Here is a 20,322-nt window from a genome sequence, read left to right on the forward strand (position 1 = left end):
AAATGTACAGGTGTTTGATAATTGATGACGAAAAATTAGCAAGACAACTCATCGAAAATCATATTGCAAAAATTGATAATTTTGAAGTTGTTTTTTCTTGTAAAAGTGCCATTGAGGCAATTAATATATTAAATTCTGAACATATAGATTTACTTTTTTTGGATGTTGAAATGCCTGTTTTATTGGGAACAGATTTTTATAAAAACCTCTTTCAAAAACCTAAAGTAATTTTTACCACTGCCTACCGAGAATATGCTGTTGAAGGATTTGAATTAAATGCTATTGATTATTTAGTAAAACCAATAACATTCAGTAGGTTTTTTAAAGCAATAGAAAAGTTTTTAGCCTCACAAAACCACAAAACTGAAATACAAACTTCTTCAGAAACATTACAGAGCAAGAACTATATTTTTGTAACAGCAGACAGAAAGCAGGTCAAAGTACAGTTTGATGATATTCTATTTGTAGAAAGTGTAAAAAACTATATTAAAATTAGAACTGAAAATAAATCACTCCTTGTTAAATTTAGTATTTCTTCATTTCAAGAAGTGTTGGATGCTCGTTTTCTTCGTGTTCATCGTTCATTTATTATCAATAAAGATAAAATAACGGCCTATACAAAACACGATATTGAAATTGGTACTATTGAAATTCCTATTGGAGAGATGTATAAAAATATTTTAACCCAAATAAAATAATGATATCATCAAAAAAGAAGGGAATAATGGGTAACACTTGTTAATCCTGTTTTTAAATAGAACTAGCTTCCTTTTTTTGATTCTTTTGGCGACTATCATATTTTACAAAAGCTTCCATAGCAGCATAATCTGCTAATCCCAAAGCATTGTATTTTTGTGCAGTATCTCTATTTCGTTCTTCGACCCGCATCCAGAATTCTCTTGAATCTTCTCCCTGAAACATGACTCCATCTTTTTGTGATTGATGGCAAAAAATAGCGTGTCGTTTTTTTAGTACTTGATCCGGACTCATAGGTACAGCCATTTCAATTTCATGAATATCCCATTCGTGCCATGCGCCTCGATATAACCAAACCCAACAATCTTTCATATAAGGCTTTGTCTTTAACTCTTCTAAAGCCTTAAATAAAGCATCTAAGCATACTTTGTGAGTCCCATGAGGATCTGCCAGGTCACCCGCTGCATAAATCTGATGAGGTTGTATTTCTTCTATTAATTTACACATGATAGCAATGTCTACTTCTGATAGCTTGTCTTTTTTTATTTTACCTGTTTCATAAAATGGTAAATCTAAAAAATGAACATTACTATCGTTTAATCCTAAATAACGTGTTGCTGCAAATGATTCACTTCTTCTAATTAGTCCTTTTAACTGTCTTATCTCTATGGTATCTGAAGCATATTCCTTTGTATTAAACAACGTATTAATAATGTTTTGGGCTACAGTTGAATCTGAATTTAATTTTTGACCTACCTCAGCAAACTTTAAAGCTTCTTGATTTGATACGGCTATATTACCAGATGTTTGGTAAGCCACATGAACATCATGACCTTGCTCAACCAACCTATCAAAAGTACCTCCCATAGAAATCACATCATCATCGGGATGTGGACTAAAAATAATTACTCTCTTTTTGGTTGGATTGGCTCTTTCTGGCCTATTCGTATCATCGGCGTTAGGTTTACCACCGGGCCATCCCGTGATAGTATGTTGTAATTTATTGAACATTTTAATATTTAAATCATAAGCAGAACCTTCTTGTACTAATAATCCAGACATACCATTATCGTTGTAATCCTTATCTGTTAGACTTAAAATACTTTTTTGAGTAACTTCGCATAGCCAGATAATTGCTTTATTCTTTAATGCATCTGTCCAGATTAATGAACTGACCAACCAAGGTGTTTTATTTCTGGTTAATTTTGATCCTGCCTCGGTGTCCAATACAAAAGTTGTGTTTTGATGCTCTTGAAGATATGTTGCGGGTACTTGGGAAGAAATATTTCCTTCTATTGTTTCTTTGATAATTGATGCTTTGTGTTGTCCCCATCCTAACAATACAATACGTTTTGCTGCTCTTACTGTAGCAATTCCCATAGTTATAGCTTTTCTGGGGACATTTTCTATACCTAAAAAAGAAGGAGTAGCATCTACTCGGGTAATATGATCTAATGTAATCATTCTTGTACCCGAGTTATAATGTGATCCTGGCTCATTGAAACCTATATGACCTGTTCTTCCTATACCTAATAATTGAAAATCTAAACCTCCTGCTTCTTTAATTTTCATTTCATAATCTATACAATACTGATAGATACCATCACTATTTATTTTTCCATCAGGAATATGAACGTTTTCAGGAGGTATATCAATATGATCAAAGAGATGTTCATACATGAAGTAGTAATAACTTTGTATATTTTCTATATCCATTGGATAATACTCATCTAAATTGAAGGTCATCACATTTTTAAAACTTAAACCTTCTTTATGATGCATTCTTACCAATTCTTCATATACTTTAATCGGAGAAGAACCTGTAGCTAATCCTAAAACGCATTGTTCATTTTTTTGAGATTTTTCTTTTATAAGATTCGCTATTTCTGTAGCCACTACTATAGAAGCTTCATTAGAATTCTTAAAAATCACATTATGTATTTTTTCAAACCTTGTTTCCTCAAATTGACCTGCTGGTTTATAATTAATCTTCATCTTTATTTTAATTACATTTTATAATACATTAGTTTTAATTCTACTCCATATTTTTAGAAGTAAATATCCAGAAACAATAGTCAATATGGTTAGTAGCAAGGCATATGTTATGTATCCATATATTTAGTATCCTGTGGCGAACATGATGCTATATATCAATACACACCCTAATAGCTAATTTTAATCCCAGCTTAATTTAGAATAATATTTGTTTAAGTATTTTTTTACTGCAACGATATCTTCTTTAGCCGTTAAATCTGGTACATGTTCAGAAAAAGGTATTCCTATAGTTTCATTTGGATACTCTTTTAACATATTTAAAAGCACTGTTGGTAATTCTTTTTCATTTCTTTCGGGGTGAACGGGACAGTTTTTTAAATAGGGATAGATAGTACTACCATTAAATTTGAAAGCGTTCATACTAACTCGTAATTTACCTTCTTTGTCTTTATACTTATTAATCTCTTTTTGAGTAGGCTTCTCAACAATATCTAACAAATGGTTTGCCTCATCTAATTTTGCAAGTGCGAAACGTGAAATTCGTTCCGAGGAAAACTCCATTGTATCTCTATCGTAACTAATAAACGCATTTTTACTAGATGTAGCTCTTAGGGCGAATAATACTTCTGAAGAATACAAATTATCACTGTTGCAAACGGTATAATAGTTTTCGTTTAATTCGGGATATTGCTCAACTGCCTGAAATAATGCATCTGCTGTTCCAAATGGCTTTGCCCTTCCTGCAGGAATATATTGAATAGCAAAAGAGATGTCAAGTCCATGAAAATCATTATCCCTATCACTATTGCCATAAAATTTTTTGAATAATTCACCTTTTTCACTTATGATGATATAAACCTTTTTATAGCCTGCAAGTTTTACATTATATAACAGATAATCCATAAGAGGGCGTCCATTTGGACCAACACCAATAAGGCCTTTACTTCTTTTATTTGCTTGTTTAATTTCTTCATCGCTTAAACCCTTAAATGAAGTTTGTTTCTTCATTCTGGATGAGGTGCCTCCAGCCAAAATTATTAAGTTTCTATGCATGGGATAATTTATTTTTGTTTATTATTTTTAGAGTATTCTTGCTCCGGGATCTACTTCAACCGGATAAGCATTTTTTCCTCCGGCTTTTATAATTTTATCAATAACCTGTTGCTCTTTACCTTCTGGAGCAATAGTAACAATACTACCTCCTTTACCCGAGCCAACAATCTTTGCTCCATAGGCACCAGCTTGTAAAGCTCCTTCAATCATACGATCTATTTTGGGTAGCGTTATTTTTAAAAAATCTCTTAGGATAGTATGATGCTTATTCATTAACACGCCTATTTTTTTTATGTCCAAATGATCTTTTTTGAATTCTAAAAGTGCTTTTTGCGTAATATCATGGTTCGATACAGCTGCATGAAAAAAAGGCTCTAATCTATCTGGTAAATGATGAGATAATTTTTTTACATCTTTTTTTTTAATTTTTTCAATATCAAAATTTTCGTTACACATTGCCAATGTATGTATTGCTTGCCAAGCGTTTTCTTTTAACTCATTAAGAACACCTATTGTTTCTTTTGGAATACCAGACTCTCCTATAATTAACCCTGGTATAGGGCAATCAAATAATTCATATGAATTGTTTTCTCCGGTTTCCAAATACATAATATTTCCCAGTCCGATGCTATATTGATCCATTTTTCCTCCGGGGTTTCCATGTTCTAAAACTTCAGCCTCATATGCTATTTGTGAAATAAACTCTGGTGTGATTTTATCATCTGCTCCAAAAGCTTCTAATAAAAACTGAACCCATGACACTACTACAGCAGAGGAACTAGAGGTACCGGCATTTATAGGGAGATTTCCAGAAATTGTAATGTCATACCCAATATTAGGAATGCAACCATATCTTCTCAATACTTTTAGTGCTGATAATAAATGATCTCCTTTTTCAACAAAACTGATTTTATCATAAATATTAATACTTCTTTTTTTACCTATATCTGGTGTATTGATATTAAAGATTTTTTCTTCATTTTTTATAGCGGTTAATTTGATATGTCTATTTATAGCACAGGCTATAACCGGTAAACCTAAATAATCTTGATGGTCTCCAAAAAGGCATGTTCTCCCTGGAGCAAATGAAATCAATTTATTTTTTTGGCTAATTTTTTTCAAAATCATGTTATTATATTCGATACATATTATTCATTCTAGCAAAATAAAGCCTCTGAATAATGTTTAATCATCAAAGGCTTTATAAAACTAACTAACTCAACAACATTTAAAGTTTTAGTTTGGTTAAAGCGATGCCAGGTTACTTATTTTTTTGGATTCAATAGTTAATTTTATTGCGATCCTAAACTTGGTAATGACGAAAAATCTATATTTGGCTGTATACCATTTGATGTTCTCGAAAACTCGGTATTCATAGTTGTATTTTCATCAAAGAATCCGCAGTTTTTTAAATAAAACGAACTTTCTTTTACACCACCTGCATAATCAAGTCTAGCTTTATCTCGGGCCGTTGCATCAGCAGTAAATTTGGCTTTGGTTAATTCGTGCCATTCTCCTTGTGTATCATACACCCATTGATTTGTGTATTTTCCTTTTCGCGAAATAAACCCTGTATGGGGGCTAAAGTTTTCTAAAAATGAATGGAATCTTTTTAGGTATGTATTGGTATGTGGTCTTCTAAAACTTGCTATTAATTTCCACTCACTTTCTTCTGGGGCATAGAAATATGCTGTATAATCTGTACTGTTGTTTATCGAGGGTTCTCCTTTTAGCAAAAATTTGTATGAGTTTTCAGGTTTCCAATCAAACACTTTATAGCTCTGTCCTCCAGAACCTTCTCCTCCAAAATTTCCAGCTGTTACTCTTTCTCCTTTGCCTAAAAGAATTACCTTATAATCATCAGGAATAGTACTTGGATCATCAGTAACAAAGGGACTCCATACAGAAAATAATATCCTTCTTTCGGTATCAGAATTAACTTGTATTCCAAAATATCCTTCGCCAAAACCATTTGCCATAAAATAAGATCCAACTACATCTTCTCCCTTAGGCACAGTAATCTCGTTATAAAAATAGGTAATGTCCTTGTTTTCTGGCATTTCATAAGTTAAGTGAACAGAAGGGCCTCTTCTTCCGAAATGAAAACTGAAATCACTCGGTACAAAAGAAATACCACTAGCTGTAGCAGGCCCTCCTAAAAGAATTTTGTCGATATCACCTATATATTCACCTGTTTTTTGAAGCCCTTGAATTTCAATAAAGCTATACCCTGGTTTAGTGATATCAAACATCCCTATTTCAACATTTTTATAGGATACATTGTCAATTAGCACATCTTTTGTCGTATTTCCTAACGTTACTCTAATAGTAGATGGCCCTTTTTCTGATTTCATGTGTAAACCCAGATGCAATTCGCCTGTTAATTTTGTATGGAAATAAATACGAATAATGTCATCTAATGCTGTCCAATTATGAATACCTGAATCATGAATTAAAACAGCATCTTGCTTAGTACTATTTATTACCCAGCTATTACCTCCAGGAGGAATCGTTATTGATAGATCTAACTCTCTATTATCTCCAGGATTAAGAGGTTTTTTGTCTGAACTACAAGCTAATATGCAAGTACTTATTAGTACGAGTACGATTTTATCAATTGATTTTTTATATTTCTTCATTGTCTTATATTCATCATTATTAGTTAACTTCATATGATTGATGCTTACTATTATTATTTATTACAATAACTTTTTTCTTTTTTCGAGAGGTTATCAGCAACATATTTCTCACATCTTTATCTGCATAAAATCCAGTTTCAGCATTTTTTGTAGGTTTAAATTCTTTTTTTGAGCTTCCTTTAAGATAAACACCTATACCAGCATCGGCACGAGTGGTTTCTACCTCTGTATGATAATTATTTCCTGCCATGAGTAAGTCTTTAATCTGGTCACCATCAAAATCTTCATAAAGAATACTATTAATAGGGCTCATTTGAGCTTCTGGTGGGAAAGGCTTAAATTCAAAACCAACGTTGTTATTAACAAAAATACCAGATCTGAATTCTGTAGCTTGATAGTGAATAGCCGATTGAAAAGTCTCTCCTAATATTTCCTGAATATCACTATTCGCAAAATCGCTGTATGTTTTTATCCTTTCTTTTAAGTACGGTATTTGCTCTGCAGTACAATGCTTTCCTCTTACAGGGACTTGTTTAGATTTGTAATACTTGGCCAACATAATATCTTCTGTACCATTATTATCGAAATCATTTGTATACACATGAAAAGGCTTTTCTTTTGATGCTTTATGCTTGAAGTTTAATCCTAAATTCCCAGCTATTATATCTTTGTCACCATCATTATCAATATCGACTACCAAAATTTTATTCCACCAACCCTTGATTGATGATAAATCATTATACGTTTCTTTTCTTGAAAGAATACCGTTATCGTTACTAAAAACTTCAATACCCATCCATTCTCCCGTAACCACTAGATCTAAATCATTATCGTTGTCAATATCATTCCATTCTGCACTAGTTACCATACCAATATTTTTTAGGTCTGGCGCCAAATCATCTGTTTTATTAATAAAACTTCCATCTTTATTAATTAACAAATAACTTGTTGGTGCATACGGGTATTTCCCCGGAATTACGCGACTTCCTATAAATAGATCAATATCACCATCCTGATCAAAATCTGATGCTTTTACAATAGAACCTGCGGTATTAATGGATGGTAATTTCGATTCTGATCGATTAAAACTATAACCACCTTCATTAATATACAATCTATCTTGTAATAGTGATGAATCTGGGTCAAACTCATAGCTTCCGCTTACTACATATAAATCTTGATCTCCATCATTATCTGCATCAAAAAAGGTAGCACTTACATCCTCGTATATACTATCTTTTATAAAATCTGGTACAGGTATATTTTTGAAATTTCCATCATGTGTAGCAACTAATAGCTGTGCAGTTTGACTATGCGCTCCTCCTATAAAAAGATCTTCTAATCCGTCGTTATTAAGGTCTGTTTTTGCTATAGCTGGCCCTGTTTGTGACAGTTTATGTGGTAATAATAATTGTTTGTCAAAGTCATTAAAAGGAATTTCAGTATGCTCAAAATCTAACAAAGTTTCTGTAAAAATCGTATTAGATTTTGTATCTGTATTTTGTTCTGTTGTTTTAATACTTTTTGCATAGTCAATACGTAATAGTTGATTTGCTTTTATATTGGAAAAATATTGTTCATTCCCATCAGACCAAATGATCTCTATTTTGGGAACACTAGTATTTTTACCTAAACCAAAATGTAATGTATTAGACATAGAGGAGAGGTATCCTCTAGAGTTTATGAGTTGTCGAGTCAATATTTCTCCATCATTTTGGTATATTTTTACAGTTGTTCCTACTCCGAAAATATTTTCCTTGGGTCCTTTGAAAGTAAATTGCAAAAAATTGTTGGTATTGATCTTTCTCGCATTATTTCTAAGGATAGTTGCATTTTCATCTAAATTATTAGTAACAATGTCCAAATCTCCATCATTATCTAGATCAACATATACAGCACCATTTGAAAATGTAGGTTTTTCATCTGACCAATCTTTGGTTATATTATCAAATTTTAGATTTCCTTTATTTTTAAATAAGTAATTGGTTAATTTTTGTTGCGGTAATTTTTGAGTGAATTGATAAAAGTCTTTCTCTTTTAGGGTATTTCTTTTATCGTTGATCGTATTGTTGATTTCGATGTTCATGTCACGATCGACTACATCTCTATAAATACCATTAGTGACATAAATATCATTAAGCCCATCTAAATCAAAATCAGCAAAAAGAACAGACCAACTCCAGTCTGTTTGGGCAAGGCCAGACATATGTGCTATCTCACTAAAGGAACCATTTCTGTTATTTAATTGCATTACGTTATGCATGTACTGATGATGATGATCGTTTTTAACCATTTTATTAAATCTATCGATAGACATCATAGACATGGTTGTTTTAGATCGTACATGATCTTCTGGGCTCATGTCTAAAACCATTAAATCATTAAATCCGTCGTTATTAATATCTCCTATATCACTTCCCATACTATAGTATGAAATGTGTTTAAAAAGTGAATTTCTTTTCTCAGAGAAGGTGCCGTTTTTATTATTTATATATGCAAAATCAGGCCCTATAAAATCATTAGATACATAAATATCCTGCCAACCATCATTATTAAGATCTCCTACCTGTGCATTAAGTCCAAAGCCTAAATCTGGTAAAATTCCTGCTTGTACAGAAACATCTGTGAAATTTCCTTTTCCATCATTATTATATAACCTATCACTACTTCTAAAAGCTTGTGTTTTTTTGCTATTCTGAATTTTATTTACCTCTACTATTTTACCAGATAAATTAAACTCGGCTGGAGCATTAGCGATATAAACATCTAGATCTCCGTCTTTATCATAATCAAAAAATGTAGATGAGATCGACCGATTAGTATCTGCTAGACCATGACGTTTTGCTTGTTCTGTAAAAGTGAGATCTCCATTGTTTATGTATAACATATTGGCAAGTTTCTGGCCTCCTTCGTACCAACCTGCTCTATTGATATAGATATCTAAAAAGCCATCATTATTGATATCAACAACAGATACTCCGGTATCAAATCCAGCTCTTTTTTTTATTCCGGATTTTATAGTAATATCTTCAAATTGAAAATTCCCTTTGTTTAAAAAAAGTTTATTATGATAGATATTAGAGGTAAAGAAAAGGTCTTCTAATCCATCATTATTGAAATCGGCAGCAGCTACTCCTCCGCCGATATAGATATATAAATATTTATAGTAATGTAGTTGTTCGGATTCTAATATTTTATTCTCAAAAGTCACTCCTGTAATCTCTGTTGGGACTGTTGTGAATAATTTCTCTGATGATAAATTATCTACTTGATTATTACAAGAATACAGGAGTGTAAGTACAAAAAACACAATCCAAGTTTTATATGTATAAATCCACATGTTTTTGATATAAGAATACTTTAAATAGTAGAAACAGCATAGACTTCATAAGAAATCTATGCTATTGTATATTAATCATTCTGAATTAATGATGGTTGTAAAATGATCTGTTGTTCTGGAATAAATTCTACAACTCTTGGGTGTGTAGATGGTATTTCTAGAAAAGCATTTGTTCCATTTAAATGCGTACCTGGATATTTTCTATTCATTGTACGACCATTTCTATATACATCATATCTTCTATGTCCTTCATAAGCTAACTCTAATCTACGTTCTTCTAAAACAACATCTAATATGGTTTTTCCTGTTGGGATATTAGCTAATGTATATGTAGGGATACCTGCTCTCTCTCTAATGATATTTATATTATCCAATGCTAACTGATCCATACCTCTTTTTGCTAAGGACTCAGCTTTATTCAAATACATTTCTGACAGGCGAGATACCATTGGTGACCAAAGATGTATGTCATTTTCTTGTAATGATGCTTTTAGAATATAGAATTTTGGGTGACCATTACGTTTTTTAAGATCAACTCCTTTAATAACATCCTGTCTACCGTCGGTACCATTAAAATAATATATTGTTTTACCGTCTACAATTTCAGACTCTACGGTGTATGTATTTCCATTGTCTTCAAACGTAGTTATTCCTCCGCTTTCAGTTGTTATTCGAAACTCATAGACATACTCATCATTTACCCAATACACAGCAGGAATTTCGTTTTGATCACCATCTTTTTCGGGTTGTGGTTCTATAAATGATTTCCTTGCATCGTTAGGGTTCTTTTCTATTAGATCTAAATATGTTCTAGAGGCATACATTTCACCCCAACCTTTACCTTCGACATTGGCATAAAAAGATCCTATGGTAAACCAGTCATCAAAGCCCCCTAAAAGATCTGTAGCAGAACTTAATGTTACAGCAAAAATAGCCTCCTGATTTTGGTTAGGAATTAATGTATTCATTTTAGAAAATTGATCTGTTGAAAGCAAAGAGTAATTGCCAGATGTAATAACTTTATCAGCATATTCTTGTGCTTTTATATTATCTTCTTTATATAGATAAACTCTGGATAATAAGGCTTGTGCGGCTTCTTTTGAAGCAAAAGATGCGCCTTTGTTTACTGTCATCAAAGATTCTGCCTTTTCTAAATCCTTTATAACTTGAGTATATACTTGTTCTACCGTATGTCTATCTGGTCTATCTGTAATATTTGATGTTAATTTAAGTGGTACAGATAAATTTGAAGCACCTTGATTATAGGGTCTACCAAATACGTTCCCCATTTGAAAATATGTAAGTGCTCTTAGATAATAATTCTCTCCTAATAATTGATCAGTTTCTGCAGATTCTCCTTCTATAATTTTTTCGATAATTACATTACATCCTACTGCGATTTTGTACGAATTACGCCAAAATCGTTCTACTCTAGAGTTGGTTTTTATAGATTGATAATTATATAAAAAGAATAGGTGGTCGGTCGTACCACCACTAAGGCTTACATTATCTCCGGCATATTCTGATATTCTATGTAGATCATCTACCCAACCATCGAAACCTTTATCGCCTTTTAGTAAAGCATAATTACCAATTGTAGCTGTTTCAATTGATTCTGGATCAGAAAATAATTCATCTACCGAAATCTGCTCATAAGGGTTCTTTTCTAACTCACAGGAATGCAGTATAAACGCAATAGCTGGCAGTAGTATTATTAATTTTTTCATACTATTTGTTTTTAAATGTTTTTTAAAATGATACGTTAACACCTAATACATAGCGTTTTGGTATCGGATACGTTAATCCAGGGCTTCCTGATAAGCCTATGTTATTGCGATCATTTGGATTACCTGTAACTGCCGGATCAACACCACTGTATTTTGTAAATGTCAATAAATTGTCTCCGGCTACATATACGTTAAAGTTGCTTATTCCTATTTTATTTAATACATTCTGAGGTAAATTATAGGATAGTGTAACATTTGTCATTCTTAAATAGCTGGCATCTTCTAAATAACGAGATGAACGCTTGTTAGAGTTGTTGTTACCGCCTTCAACAACTAAGGGGTGTGTTGCTATATCTCCCGGCTTTTCCCATCTGTTCCAGTCATCGGCTAATACTTGCTGGTTGAAAGTAGTATAGAATCCGTCTGAGTCAAATAGTTCTCGAGCACCATTATATAGCTTTCCTCCCTTAGAGAAATTAAAATTGGCAGAAAGTGATACATTTTTATAGCTTAATCTAGAATCAAATCCTCCTATGAAATCTGGGGAGGACGCATCTACAACTTGTAAAGTAGCATCATTCCAATTACTGGTTTCTGTTCGTTCTCCGGTATCAGGATCAACGACTTCCCATAGTGGGTTTCCGTTATCAGGATCAACACCTAACCATTTTCTTATATACCATGAATTCGAATCTTCTCCAACTTTAAATATTTTGGATCCTCTAGGGATTTCTGTTTGTCCATCAAACAACTCTGTAATTTCATTTTTATTAAACCCTATATTAAACCCTAAGTTCCATTCAAAATTTTCACTTTGTATTACATCGACCGAAATCGCAGCTTCATATCCTGTATTGGTTAGGCCTCCTACATTCTCCCAAAATCCGCTATATCCAGTGACATCGGGTAAATTTACGAAGTACAATAGATCAGACGTGTCTTTGTTATAATATTCAAACGTTGCACTTACTCTATCAAACAGTCTTGTGTCGATCGCAATATTTGCTTCATACGATTTTTCCCAACTTAAATCTGGATTTCCCAATTGATCTAATACTGCTCCCGGAGTCCCAATGTATTGTGTGTTTAACCTATATGTTCCTTGGTATGGGTATAAAGATGATGGCCTGTTTCCTACAGACCCATAACTCAATCGCAATTTAAGCTCATTAATAGCTTTACTATTAAAAAACGCTTCATTATGTATGTTCCATCCTGCTCCTAGTGAAAAGAAATTACCATATTGGTCATCTAATCCAAAATTTGAAGCTCCATCTCTACGTATAGAAGCTTTTGCATAATATCGATTGCTAAATCCATAATTTGCAGAGAGAAAAAATGATTGTAATGCATAATCATTCTTGAATCCACTTATCTCTCCAGTTTCGCTCGCAACATTTAAAACTTCTGTTCCGGCAACAATGCCATTACCTGTTACGTCTACATTTTCATATTTATAATCATTATACTCATATCCGCCTAAAGCAGTCACAGAATGCTCTCCGAATATATTTGAATATTGTAATATCTGCGTTGTTAATTTGGTAAACCGCTCGTCTATCCTATCATTTATACTGCCACCTGTGGCCAATCCGGAAATTGATCTGGGATCTGTATATGTTTTTGATTTATAGCGATAATATGTAAAATTATTTACTGATTTAAAAACCAGATTGGGTACAACTTGATACTCAAAATCAAAGTTTGAACTTAGGCTAAATGTATTATCAGAAGAGTAGTTCCATTGTTGATCATATAAGTAATTTCTTTGATCTCTACCTAACCAATTAGAATCTTCCTGTGCATTAATTGGTTTACCTTCTGCATCAAAAGGATTATCCCAAGGTAAGTTTAAATACAACTCATATAAGGGAGCTTCTGCAATTTTATCTCTGTTGTCAAAACTAAATGATAATTTGGGACTTATTTTTAAACGCTGTGTAATATCATAATCCAGGTTCATTCGATAGGTATACCTATCTAATTCATTCCCTCGTAAGGTTCCTGTTTCATTATAGTAACCTCCATTGATATATAGTTTTAGTTTTTCGGTACCTGAAGTAAACGATACATTTACATCTTTTACAAAACCATCTTGAGTTCCGTTTTCGATCCAATCATAATTTCGATCTAATAATTCTGGAGTAAACCAAGGTTGTGAATTTGAGAATTGTGTATGATACTCATATAATTGTCCTGAGTCCATGACTTCAAATTTTCCGGTATTAAAAGTGTTTATAGCTACTTTTGAACTTACACTAATTTCTGACTTACCTGAGGTTCCTCGTTTTGTAGTAACAATAACTACTCCATTTGCTCCACGAGACCCATAAAGCGACGTTGCAGAAGCATCTTTAAGTACTGATATCGATTGAACATCATTAGGGTTTACAATAGGTATACTATGTTGTATTACACCATCAACCACCCATAGTGGGGTTACTCTACCTCCTAAAGATGAAGAACCTCGTATTAATATATTAGGTACGGATCCCGGACTACCGCTAGAAGCTCCTAAACGCACTCCTGCTACTTTTCCTTGTAACATGGTAGTCACATCGGGAGTTGTGATATCTTTTAGTTTTTCTGATTTGATATTTACTATCGATGAGGTAATCATTTCTTTCTTTTGTGTACCATAGGCCACAACTATGATTTCTTCTAATTGACTAATATCTTCTTGTAGGGCAATATTTACTTTTGTTTGTTCATTTACCACTACCTCTTGCGTTATAAATCCTACGTAAGATATTTCGAGAACATCTTTTTTATTAGCCTTTATGGTATAATTTCCATCAAAATCTGATGTAGTTCCTTTTGTAGTGCCTTTGATTAAGATAGAAGCTCCAACAACAGGTCTATCTGATGTGTCGTAAACCGTTCCTGTTATTGTTTTTTCTTGAGCTAACATACTACTTGTGAAAGTACATATGAGGATCAATAGAATAATCTTTAATTTTTCCATATATTATGATTTAGTGATTTAATACTTACTTTTTATCCAATTATAAGGTTTGCGTTTTACCCACATTCCTCTTGTGAAATCAGGAAAATCTTGTGGTTCTCCATTATTTTCAATAGATAATTCTGATAATGGTGTAATCGCGCTCCAAGCTGCTGCGTCATATACATCAAGAGGTGGAGCAATATTTTCTTTTGCAGATTCTACAAACGCATTTAGGACAAAGAAATCCATTCCTCCGTGGCCTGCATCAGTGGCTAATTCGCCATACTTTTGCCATAAAGGATGATCATATTTTTTGAGCCATTGATCTGCATTATCCCATTGATGTGGTTTTGATTGTCCTTCGATATACATTCTATCACCATCAACTTCCCATAATCCATTGGCTCCCTGTACTCTAAATCCTAAAGAATAAGGTCTTGGCAGATTACAATCATGTGTTACAATGATTGTTTCTCCTTTGGCGGTTTCAATTGTAGTGGTAATCACGTCTCCCTGCTTAAATTTTACTTTAGCATTCGGGTGCTCTTTTCCTCCATGTTTTACGATATAATTATGTAGCCCAATAGCTTTTGTTGCATTCGAACTTAATGAAGTAAAGCGATTGCCTCTATTAACATCGCACATGGTAGCAACCGGTCCCACGCCATGAGTTGGATACACATCTCCATTTCTTAGTACAGAATGTTGGGTTCTCCATTTGGATTCTGATATTCCTTTTTCTCCAAATTCAACACCTTTACCATATGCAGATTTCCCATCATTTAATTTCACAAAACGAAGATCATGTTGATAACCACATCTAAAATGAACCAATTCTCCAAAAACATTCTGCTTCACCATATTTAGAACAGCGAGAACATCTCTACGATAGTTTACATTTTCTAAGATCATTAAATGAGTCCCTGTTGCTTCATGGGTATTTACCAAATCCCAACATTCTTCAATAGTATTGGCTGCTGATACCTCTAGACCGGTATATTTTCCTGCTTTCATAGCATCTACAGCCATTTTAGTGTGCCATAACCAGGGGGTAGATATTATTACTGCATCGACATCTTCTAATTCTAGCAAATTTCTATAATCAAGATCGCTGTTTCCAAAAACTTTAGGCTTTGAAAAATTGGCTTTATCTATTTTCTTTAATGCTATTTTTATTCGCTCAGGATCTATATCGCAGATAGCAGTTATATCTATATCTTTTCTATTAAGAGCATTGTTAAAATGGTTCATTCCTCTTAATCCTACTCCAATGAAAGCTAATCTAAGCTTCCTGTCTGTTTGATTAGTGACTGCTCCAAAGGATAAGTTTGAAAGTAGTGATACACCTGCACTGGCAAGTGCTGTTTTTTTAACAAAATTTCGTCTAGAATTCATTTAAGTTATTTATATGTTAAACTATGAGAATTCAAATATGACGGATAGATTCCTTATTTAAGATGATATTTTAAGCGTTTAGGAGTACTATTTAAGACTTAATTACACCAATGCTTATTTTCTCCTCTTTTTTGACGAATTAGACTACTTTTTAAGGTGTTCTTCTAATCTTTTAAAGCCGTTTTTGGTATTTTTTATTAATATATTTAACACTACTTTAAGTAATAGTTCGTCATAGTTGTTAAAAATTTAATATTAAAGTATAAACTTGAGATTGTATGAATGATATCTCATGTGTATCATTTTCATATTTGTACAATTACAGAAAATCATATTGTTAAATAATTGTAGTAGAATACTAAGAGATATTTTACTAAAAAATGAGTGTTTTATGTCTGGATTAAAAATCTATCTTTTACTAAGTTTTTTTATGTCATGCTCTCTTTTCTTGCATGGTCAAAATCACACAAGTTTTAGACATCTCTCACCTGTTAATGATAATAAATTTGTTATCCCAACTAAAACTGTGCAAGATTCATTTGGTAATATTTGGATGTTATGTTCCGATGGGATATTAGTCTACAATGGGTATGATTATAAACTGATTAAAAACAAGATGATTTTTCCGGATATTCAGCATAATGACTTTGTAAACAATATGCTTGTTGATTATAACAAAAATATATGGGTAACCTCTCAATTTGGATTGATATCGAAATATGAAGCGATTGCTAACAAATTTGAAGATATGACTATTTTGTTACCCAAAAATGATGTTGTAAGCTCTATTGTCGCAAAAAAAGAAAGTATTTGGTTGGCTTCTAAGCTTGGTAACATTTACAGATATGTCGATTCTAAAATGAACTTTATCGCTACAATTTCAAACAGCGGTTCTGAAATCAAAAATATTATGGATATTGACATATTAAACTCTTCTGAAATATATGTTAGTACCAACAGTGGTACAATTTATAATTATTCTTTAAAATCAAAACAGACAACAGAATTAGTAGGACCATTTACTAACTATCCCGGAAATATTATCCTGACTTCAGATATCAATAATAAGCTTTGGGTAGGAACCGAAACTTATGGGTTATTTGTCTATGATCCTATCAACAAACAATTTATCCAAGATTCTTTTTTTGAGGAGGAGAAGTTTAATATCAACAAGGAGATGTTCTTGTCACTATTTTGCAGTAAAGATGGATATATGTGGGGAGGAACAGATGGAGGCGGATTGTACAAAATAAATATAAACAGTGGAGAGGTTGATTTATTTACAAGGCAATATTCTAATGAATTTTCCTTGAGTAGCAATACAATTTTGGATATTAATGAAGATAACCACAAAAACATATGGATTACGACAAACTATGGTAAACTTAATATTCTTCCCAACAGAAATAATAAAATTAGCTACCATGAAGGCTCTGATAACAACACTCCTCTTAGGGTATTAAGCATTCTTAAAAGCTCTAAAGATATTTTGTGGATTGGAACAGATGGATCTGGATTAACAAGAGTGACCTATAATACCGATGGAAGTACAAAAGAAAAGCGATACTTTAATGATATATCTCTAAATAGAGGGTTTTATATTCAATCCATTACAGAAGATAATCTATCAAATATTTGGTTCGGAACCTATAAAAATGGTTTATGGCATCACAATACAAGTAAAAACACTTTTGAAAAGATAAATATTTATAACTCTAATAAACAGGAAGCGACAGATATAAGAACTGTGTTTTCTGATTCTAAAGGACGTATTTGGATCGGATCAAATCTTTCTATTAATGTCTACTCTTCTGATTTAAAGCTTCTAGCTGTTTTCGATAATAATTCTAAAGGGTTAAAAGGTACTAACACAGAAAGTATTCTGGAAGATAGAAATGGTATTATATGGTTAGGACTTTATAATGGAGGATTATTTCAATTTAATGAACATCATCCTTCCGATATACAACATTCTACATTTATTGATTATTCACAAAAAAACAAAAACTACAAAGACCAAATCCATGCTGTTAAATCTATGGTTCTAGGCGACCCTGGAGAAATATGGTTAATTAACAGATTAGGTAAGTTATTAAAATTTAATACTAAAGATAAAACGTATACCACATTTGAAGATGTAGAATCTATTGGTGAAAAAATGTTTATTGCAATTCTTAAAGATAAAAATAATGACTTATGGATGAGTTCCAAAAATAATGGTATTAGCCACCTAGATGTAAAAAGACTTATTCTAAAAACGTATTATGATACAGATGGGCTTCAAGATAATATATTTTTACCAAGAAGTAAATTTAAAGATACACAGGATCTTTTGTACTTTGGAGGTGTTAAAGGGTTAAATAGCTTTGACCCAAAACATCTGAACAAAAAAACTTCTGAAACTAAATTATATATAAATAGCATAGAAATACTTAATCAACCCGTTTATTCACTATTACCTCACAAAACTACTACTGGAATATCCAATGTTGAATCTTTAAAATTAAAACATAATCAATCTCATTTTTCATTTAGATTTTATGCAATAGATAATATTTTAAATCCAAGTTATTATTATGCTTATAGATTAAAAGGGTTTGATGAAAATTGGATAACCAGTCAATCAGAACGTTTGGCCACCTATACAAATATTCCCTCGGGAAACTACACTTTTGAGATTAAAACAGGAACCAAAAAAGGGGTTTGGGATCTTCCCGAAAAAAAAATAGCCATTACCATACAGCAACCTCTATGGAATACACCTCTGGCTTATATTTTTTATCTGCTTATCCTCATATTCACTGCTTATGGAATAAGAAGGTGGTATTCTTTAAGAAAAAAACTGTTTCTAGAAAAGGTGAGCCATAAAAAAGAAAATGAATTACATGATTTAAAGATGAATTTCTTTGCAAAAATGTCACATGAAATTCAAACACCGATTACATTGATCCTTGGCCCTATAGATGATATGTTAAAAAAAGCCGAAAAAAATGGAAACTTATTATTAAAACAGCGTTTGGAGATTATGTCATATAATACCAAACGTCTTTCTAAAATTGCACAAGAATTAACACTGGTTAGAAATAAAGAATTAGGAGCCTTAAGATTAACAGTAACCAAAAATGATTTACATAAAGACATAGAAAATATCTCTATATCCTTTAAGGAATTAGCCAGAAAAAGAAAGATTGATTTTATCGTGAATTGCCCTAAAAATCTGCCTGCAACCTGGTATGACAAAGAAAAATTAGAACATGTAATTTATAATTTGCTTTCTAATGCTTTTAAGTTTACTCCTAAAGAGGGCAATATTTTTTTAAATATTGTGCCAGTTAATAATAAAAAATTTATCAAATTATCTGTCATAGATTCTGGGCCGGGAATTCCAGACGAAGAACTACAGCATATTTTCAAGCTATTTTATCAATCTGATATTGGTAAAAAAAATAAAGGTGCAGGTATAGGATTAGCGCTCACCAAAGAATTAATAAACTTACATAAAGGTAAGATTAAGGTTAACTCGAACCCTATAGAAGGCACAACATTTATTATTAAATTTCCAATTACAGAAAATGCCTATACCGAAACCGAGAGAATTATAACTGATGATGCAGAAGAACCTAATAATTTTTCTTTAGTAGAAAATGATACTTTAATTAAAGAAGAAGAATTAGATCTATCAAAAAAAACTATTTTAATAGTAGAAGATAATTTTGACCTACAAACTTTTTTAAAAGAGTTGTTACATATCAAATATAATATCATCATGGCCGAAAATGGCGAAGAAGGTTATTATTATGCAAAAAATAATTTTCCCGATCTGATCTTAAGTGATATTGTCATGCCAAAGTTAGATGGTATAGAAATGTGTGAAAAACTTCAAAAAGACCAGGTAACTATGCATATCCCCATTATATTGCTTACTGCTAAAAACTCTACGAAAGCTAAATTATCAGGACTTAAATCTGGTGCGATAGAATATATCAATAAACCATTCAATACGAATGAATTATTATTGAAGGTAAAAAATATTATTTCATCTAAAGAGCATATCATATCAAAATATCGTAAAGAAATTATTAGTAGCCCGAAAGTCAAATTAGAAAGGTCGCAAGACGAAATTTTTCTTGAAAACCTTGTGTCTAACATAAATTTAAGAATAGATGACGCTGATTTTAAAATGGAAGAACTTGCCGAATCCTTGCACATGGGATATTCTAGTCTTTACCGAAAATGCCAAGCATTAACAGGAAATAGTCTAGTTGATTTTGTACGGTTGATGCGTTTGAAAAAAGCTGCCGTTTTAATTACAAAATATGGCTATAATATTTCTGAGGCATCCTTTATGACCGGGTTTAATGATCCAAAATATTTTTCGAAATGTTTCAAGAAATATTTTAAAAAAACTCCTAAAATATTCAAAAAAGAAGCTAAAGAAATGGGTACTATTGCGTATCTAAAAAAGCATCAAGTAGAAACTATTTTTTAATATACTTATGTGTTTTAAAAATTTTATTAAATCTAAAGTGT

General features: G+C 32.1%; 10 protein-coding genes. 2 read left to right on the forward strand and 8 right to left on the reverse strand.

The genetic code is table 11. The annotated features are described in order from the left end of the window. The first annotated feature begins 2 nt into the window (after positions 1–2). On the forward strand, positions 3–698 hold the full coding sequence (locus tag DK441_RS16245; RefSeq protein WP_109851633.1) for a LytTR family DNA-binding domain-containing protein: 696 nt from the start codon (positions 3–5) through the stop codon (positions 696–698). Between the two features lie 52 nt (positions 699–750). Here DK441_RS16245 and nagB read toward each other — a convergent pair whose 3' ends face one another. The 8 genes from nagB to DK441_RS16285 form a co-directional block, all read right to left on the reverse strand. After that, complete coding sequence (nagB, locus tag DK441_RS16250; protein ID WP_109851634.1) at positions 751–2,691, reverse strand: glucosamine-6-phosphate deaminase; 1,941 nt, start codon at positions 2,689–2,691, stop codon at positions 751–753. 180 nt (positions 2,692–2,871) lie between these two features. Then, positions 2,872–3,744 (reverse strand): sugar phosphate nucleotidyltransferase, encoded by an 873-nt coding sequence (locus tag DK441_RS16255; protein ID WP_109851635.1) that lies wholly within the window; start codon positions 3,742–3,744, stop codon positions 2,872–2,874. Between the two features lie 27 nt (positions 3,745–3,771). Further along, the gene (locus DK441_RS16260) at positions 3,772–4,872 is read right to left on the reverse strand and encodes a mevalonate kinase (RefSeq protein ID WP_109851636.1); all 1,101 of its coding nucleotides are present in this window, start codon (positions 4,870–4,872) and stop codon (positions 3,772–3,774) included. A 164-nt stretch (positions 4,873–5,036) separates the two neighbouring features. Further along, entirely contained in the window at positions 5,037–6,416 is a 1,380-nt protein-coding gene (locus DK441_RS16265) for a DUF3472 domain-containing protein (protein ID WP_235015778.1), read from the reverse strand. Beyond that, entirely contained in the window at positions 6,403–9,693 is a 3,291-nt protein-coding gene (locus tag DK441_RS16270; protein ID WP_235015779.1) for a VCBS repeat-containing protein, read from the reverse strand. Before DK441_RS16270 ends, DK441_RS16265 begins: the two co-directional genes overlap by 14 nt. A 101-nt stretch (positions 9,694–9,794) precedes the next feature. After that, on the reverse strand, positions 9,795–11,450 hold the full coding sequence (locus DK441_RS16275; protein ID WP_109851638.1) for a RagB/SusD family nutrient uptake outer membrane protein: 1,656 nt from the start codon (positions 11,448–11,450) through the stop codon (positions 9,795–9,797). 22 nt (positions 11,451–11,472) lie between these two features. Beyond that, entirely contained in the window at positions 11,473–14,415 is a 2,943-nt protein-coding gene (locus DK441_RS16280; RefSeq protein ID WP_109851639.1) for a TonB-dependent receptor, read from the reverse strand. Positions 14,416–14,433: 18 nt separating this feature from the next. Then, a complete protein-coding gene (locus DK441_RS16285) occupies positions 14,434–15,792 on the reverse strand; it encodes a Gfo/Idh/MocA family protein (protein ID WP_109851640.1) in 1,359 nt (452 codons plus the stop codon). Between the two features lie 391 nt (positions 15,793–16,183). Here DK441_RS16285 and DK441_RS16290 point away from each other — a divergent pair, with 391 nt between their 5' ends. Further along, positions 16,184–20,281, forward strand: coding sequence for an ATP-binding protein (locus DK441_RS16290; protein WP_160112130.1), 4,098 nt, complete (start codon positions 16,184–16,186; stop codon positions 20,279–20,281). Positions 20,282–20,322 lie beyond the last annotated feature (41 nt).

This window comes from Aquimarina sp. AU58 (genome assembly GCF_900312745.1).
Lineage (GTDB): Bacteria > Bacteroidota > Bacteroidia > Flavobacteriales > Flavobacteriaceae > Aquimarina > Aquimarina spinulae.

Excerpts from the sequence above, each read along its gene's own strand:
- DK441_RS16260 (WP_109851636.1), bottom strand. The coding sequence starts at position 4,872 with ATGATTTTGAAAAAAATTAGCCAAAAAAATAAATTGATTTCATTTGCT.
- DK441_RS16275 (WP_109851638.1), bottom strand. The coding sequence starts at position 11,450 with ATGAAAAAATTAATAATACTACTGCCAGCTATTGCGTTTATACTGCAT.
- DK441_RS16265 (WP_235015778.1), bottom strand. The coding sequence starts at position 6,416 with ATGAAGTTAACTAATAATGATGAATATAAGACAATGAAGAAATATAAA.
- DK441_RS16245 (WP_109851633.1), top strand. The coding sequence starts at position 3 with ATGTACAGGTGTTTGATAATTGATGACGAAAAATTAGCAAGACAACTC.
- DK441_RS16255 (WP_109851635.1), bottom strand. The coding sequence starts at position 3,744 with ATGCATAGAAACTTAATAATTTTGGCTGGAGGCACCTCATCCAGAATG.
- nagB (WP_109851634.1), bottom strand. The coding sequence starts at position 2,691 with ATGAAGATTAATTATAAACCAGCAGGTCAATTTGAGGAAACAAGGTTT.
- DK441_RS16290 (WP_160112130.1), top strand. The coding sequence starts at position 16,184 with ATGTCTGGATTAAAAATCTATCTTTTACTAAGTTTTTTTATGTCATGC.
- DK441_RS16280 (WP_109851639.1), bottom strand. The coding sequence starts at position 14,415 with ATGGAAAAATTAAAGATTATTCTATTGATCCTCATATGTACTTTCACA.
- DK441_RS16285 (WP_109851640.1), bottom strand. The coding sequence starts at position 15,792 with ATGAATTCTAGACGAAATTTTGTTAAAAAAACAGCACTTGCCAGTGCA.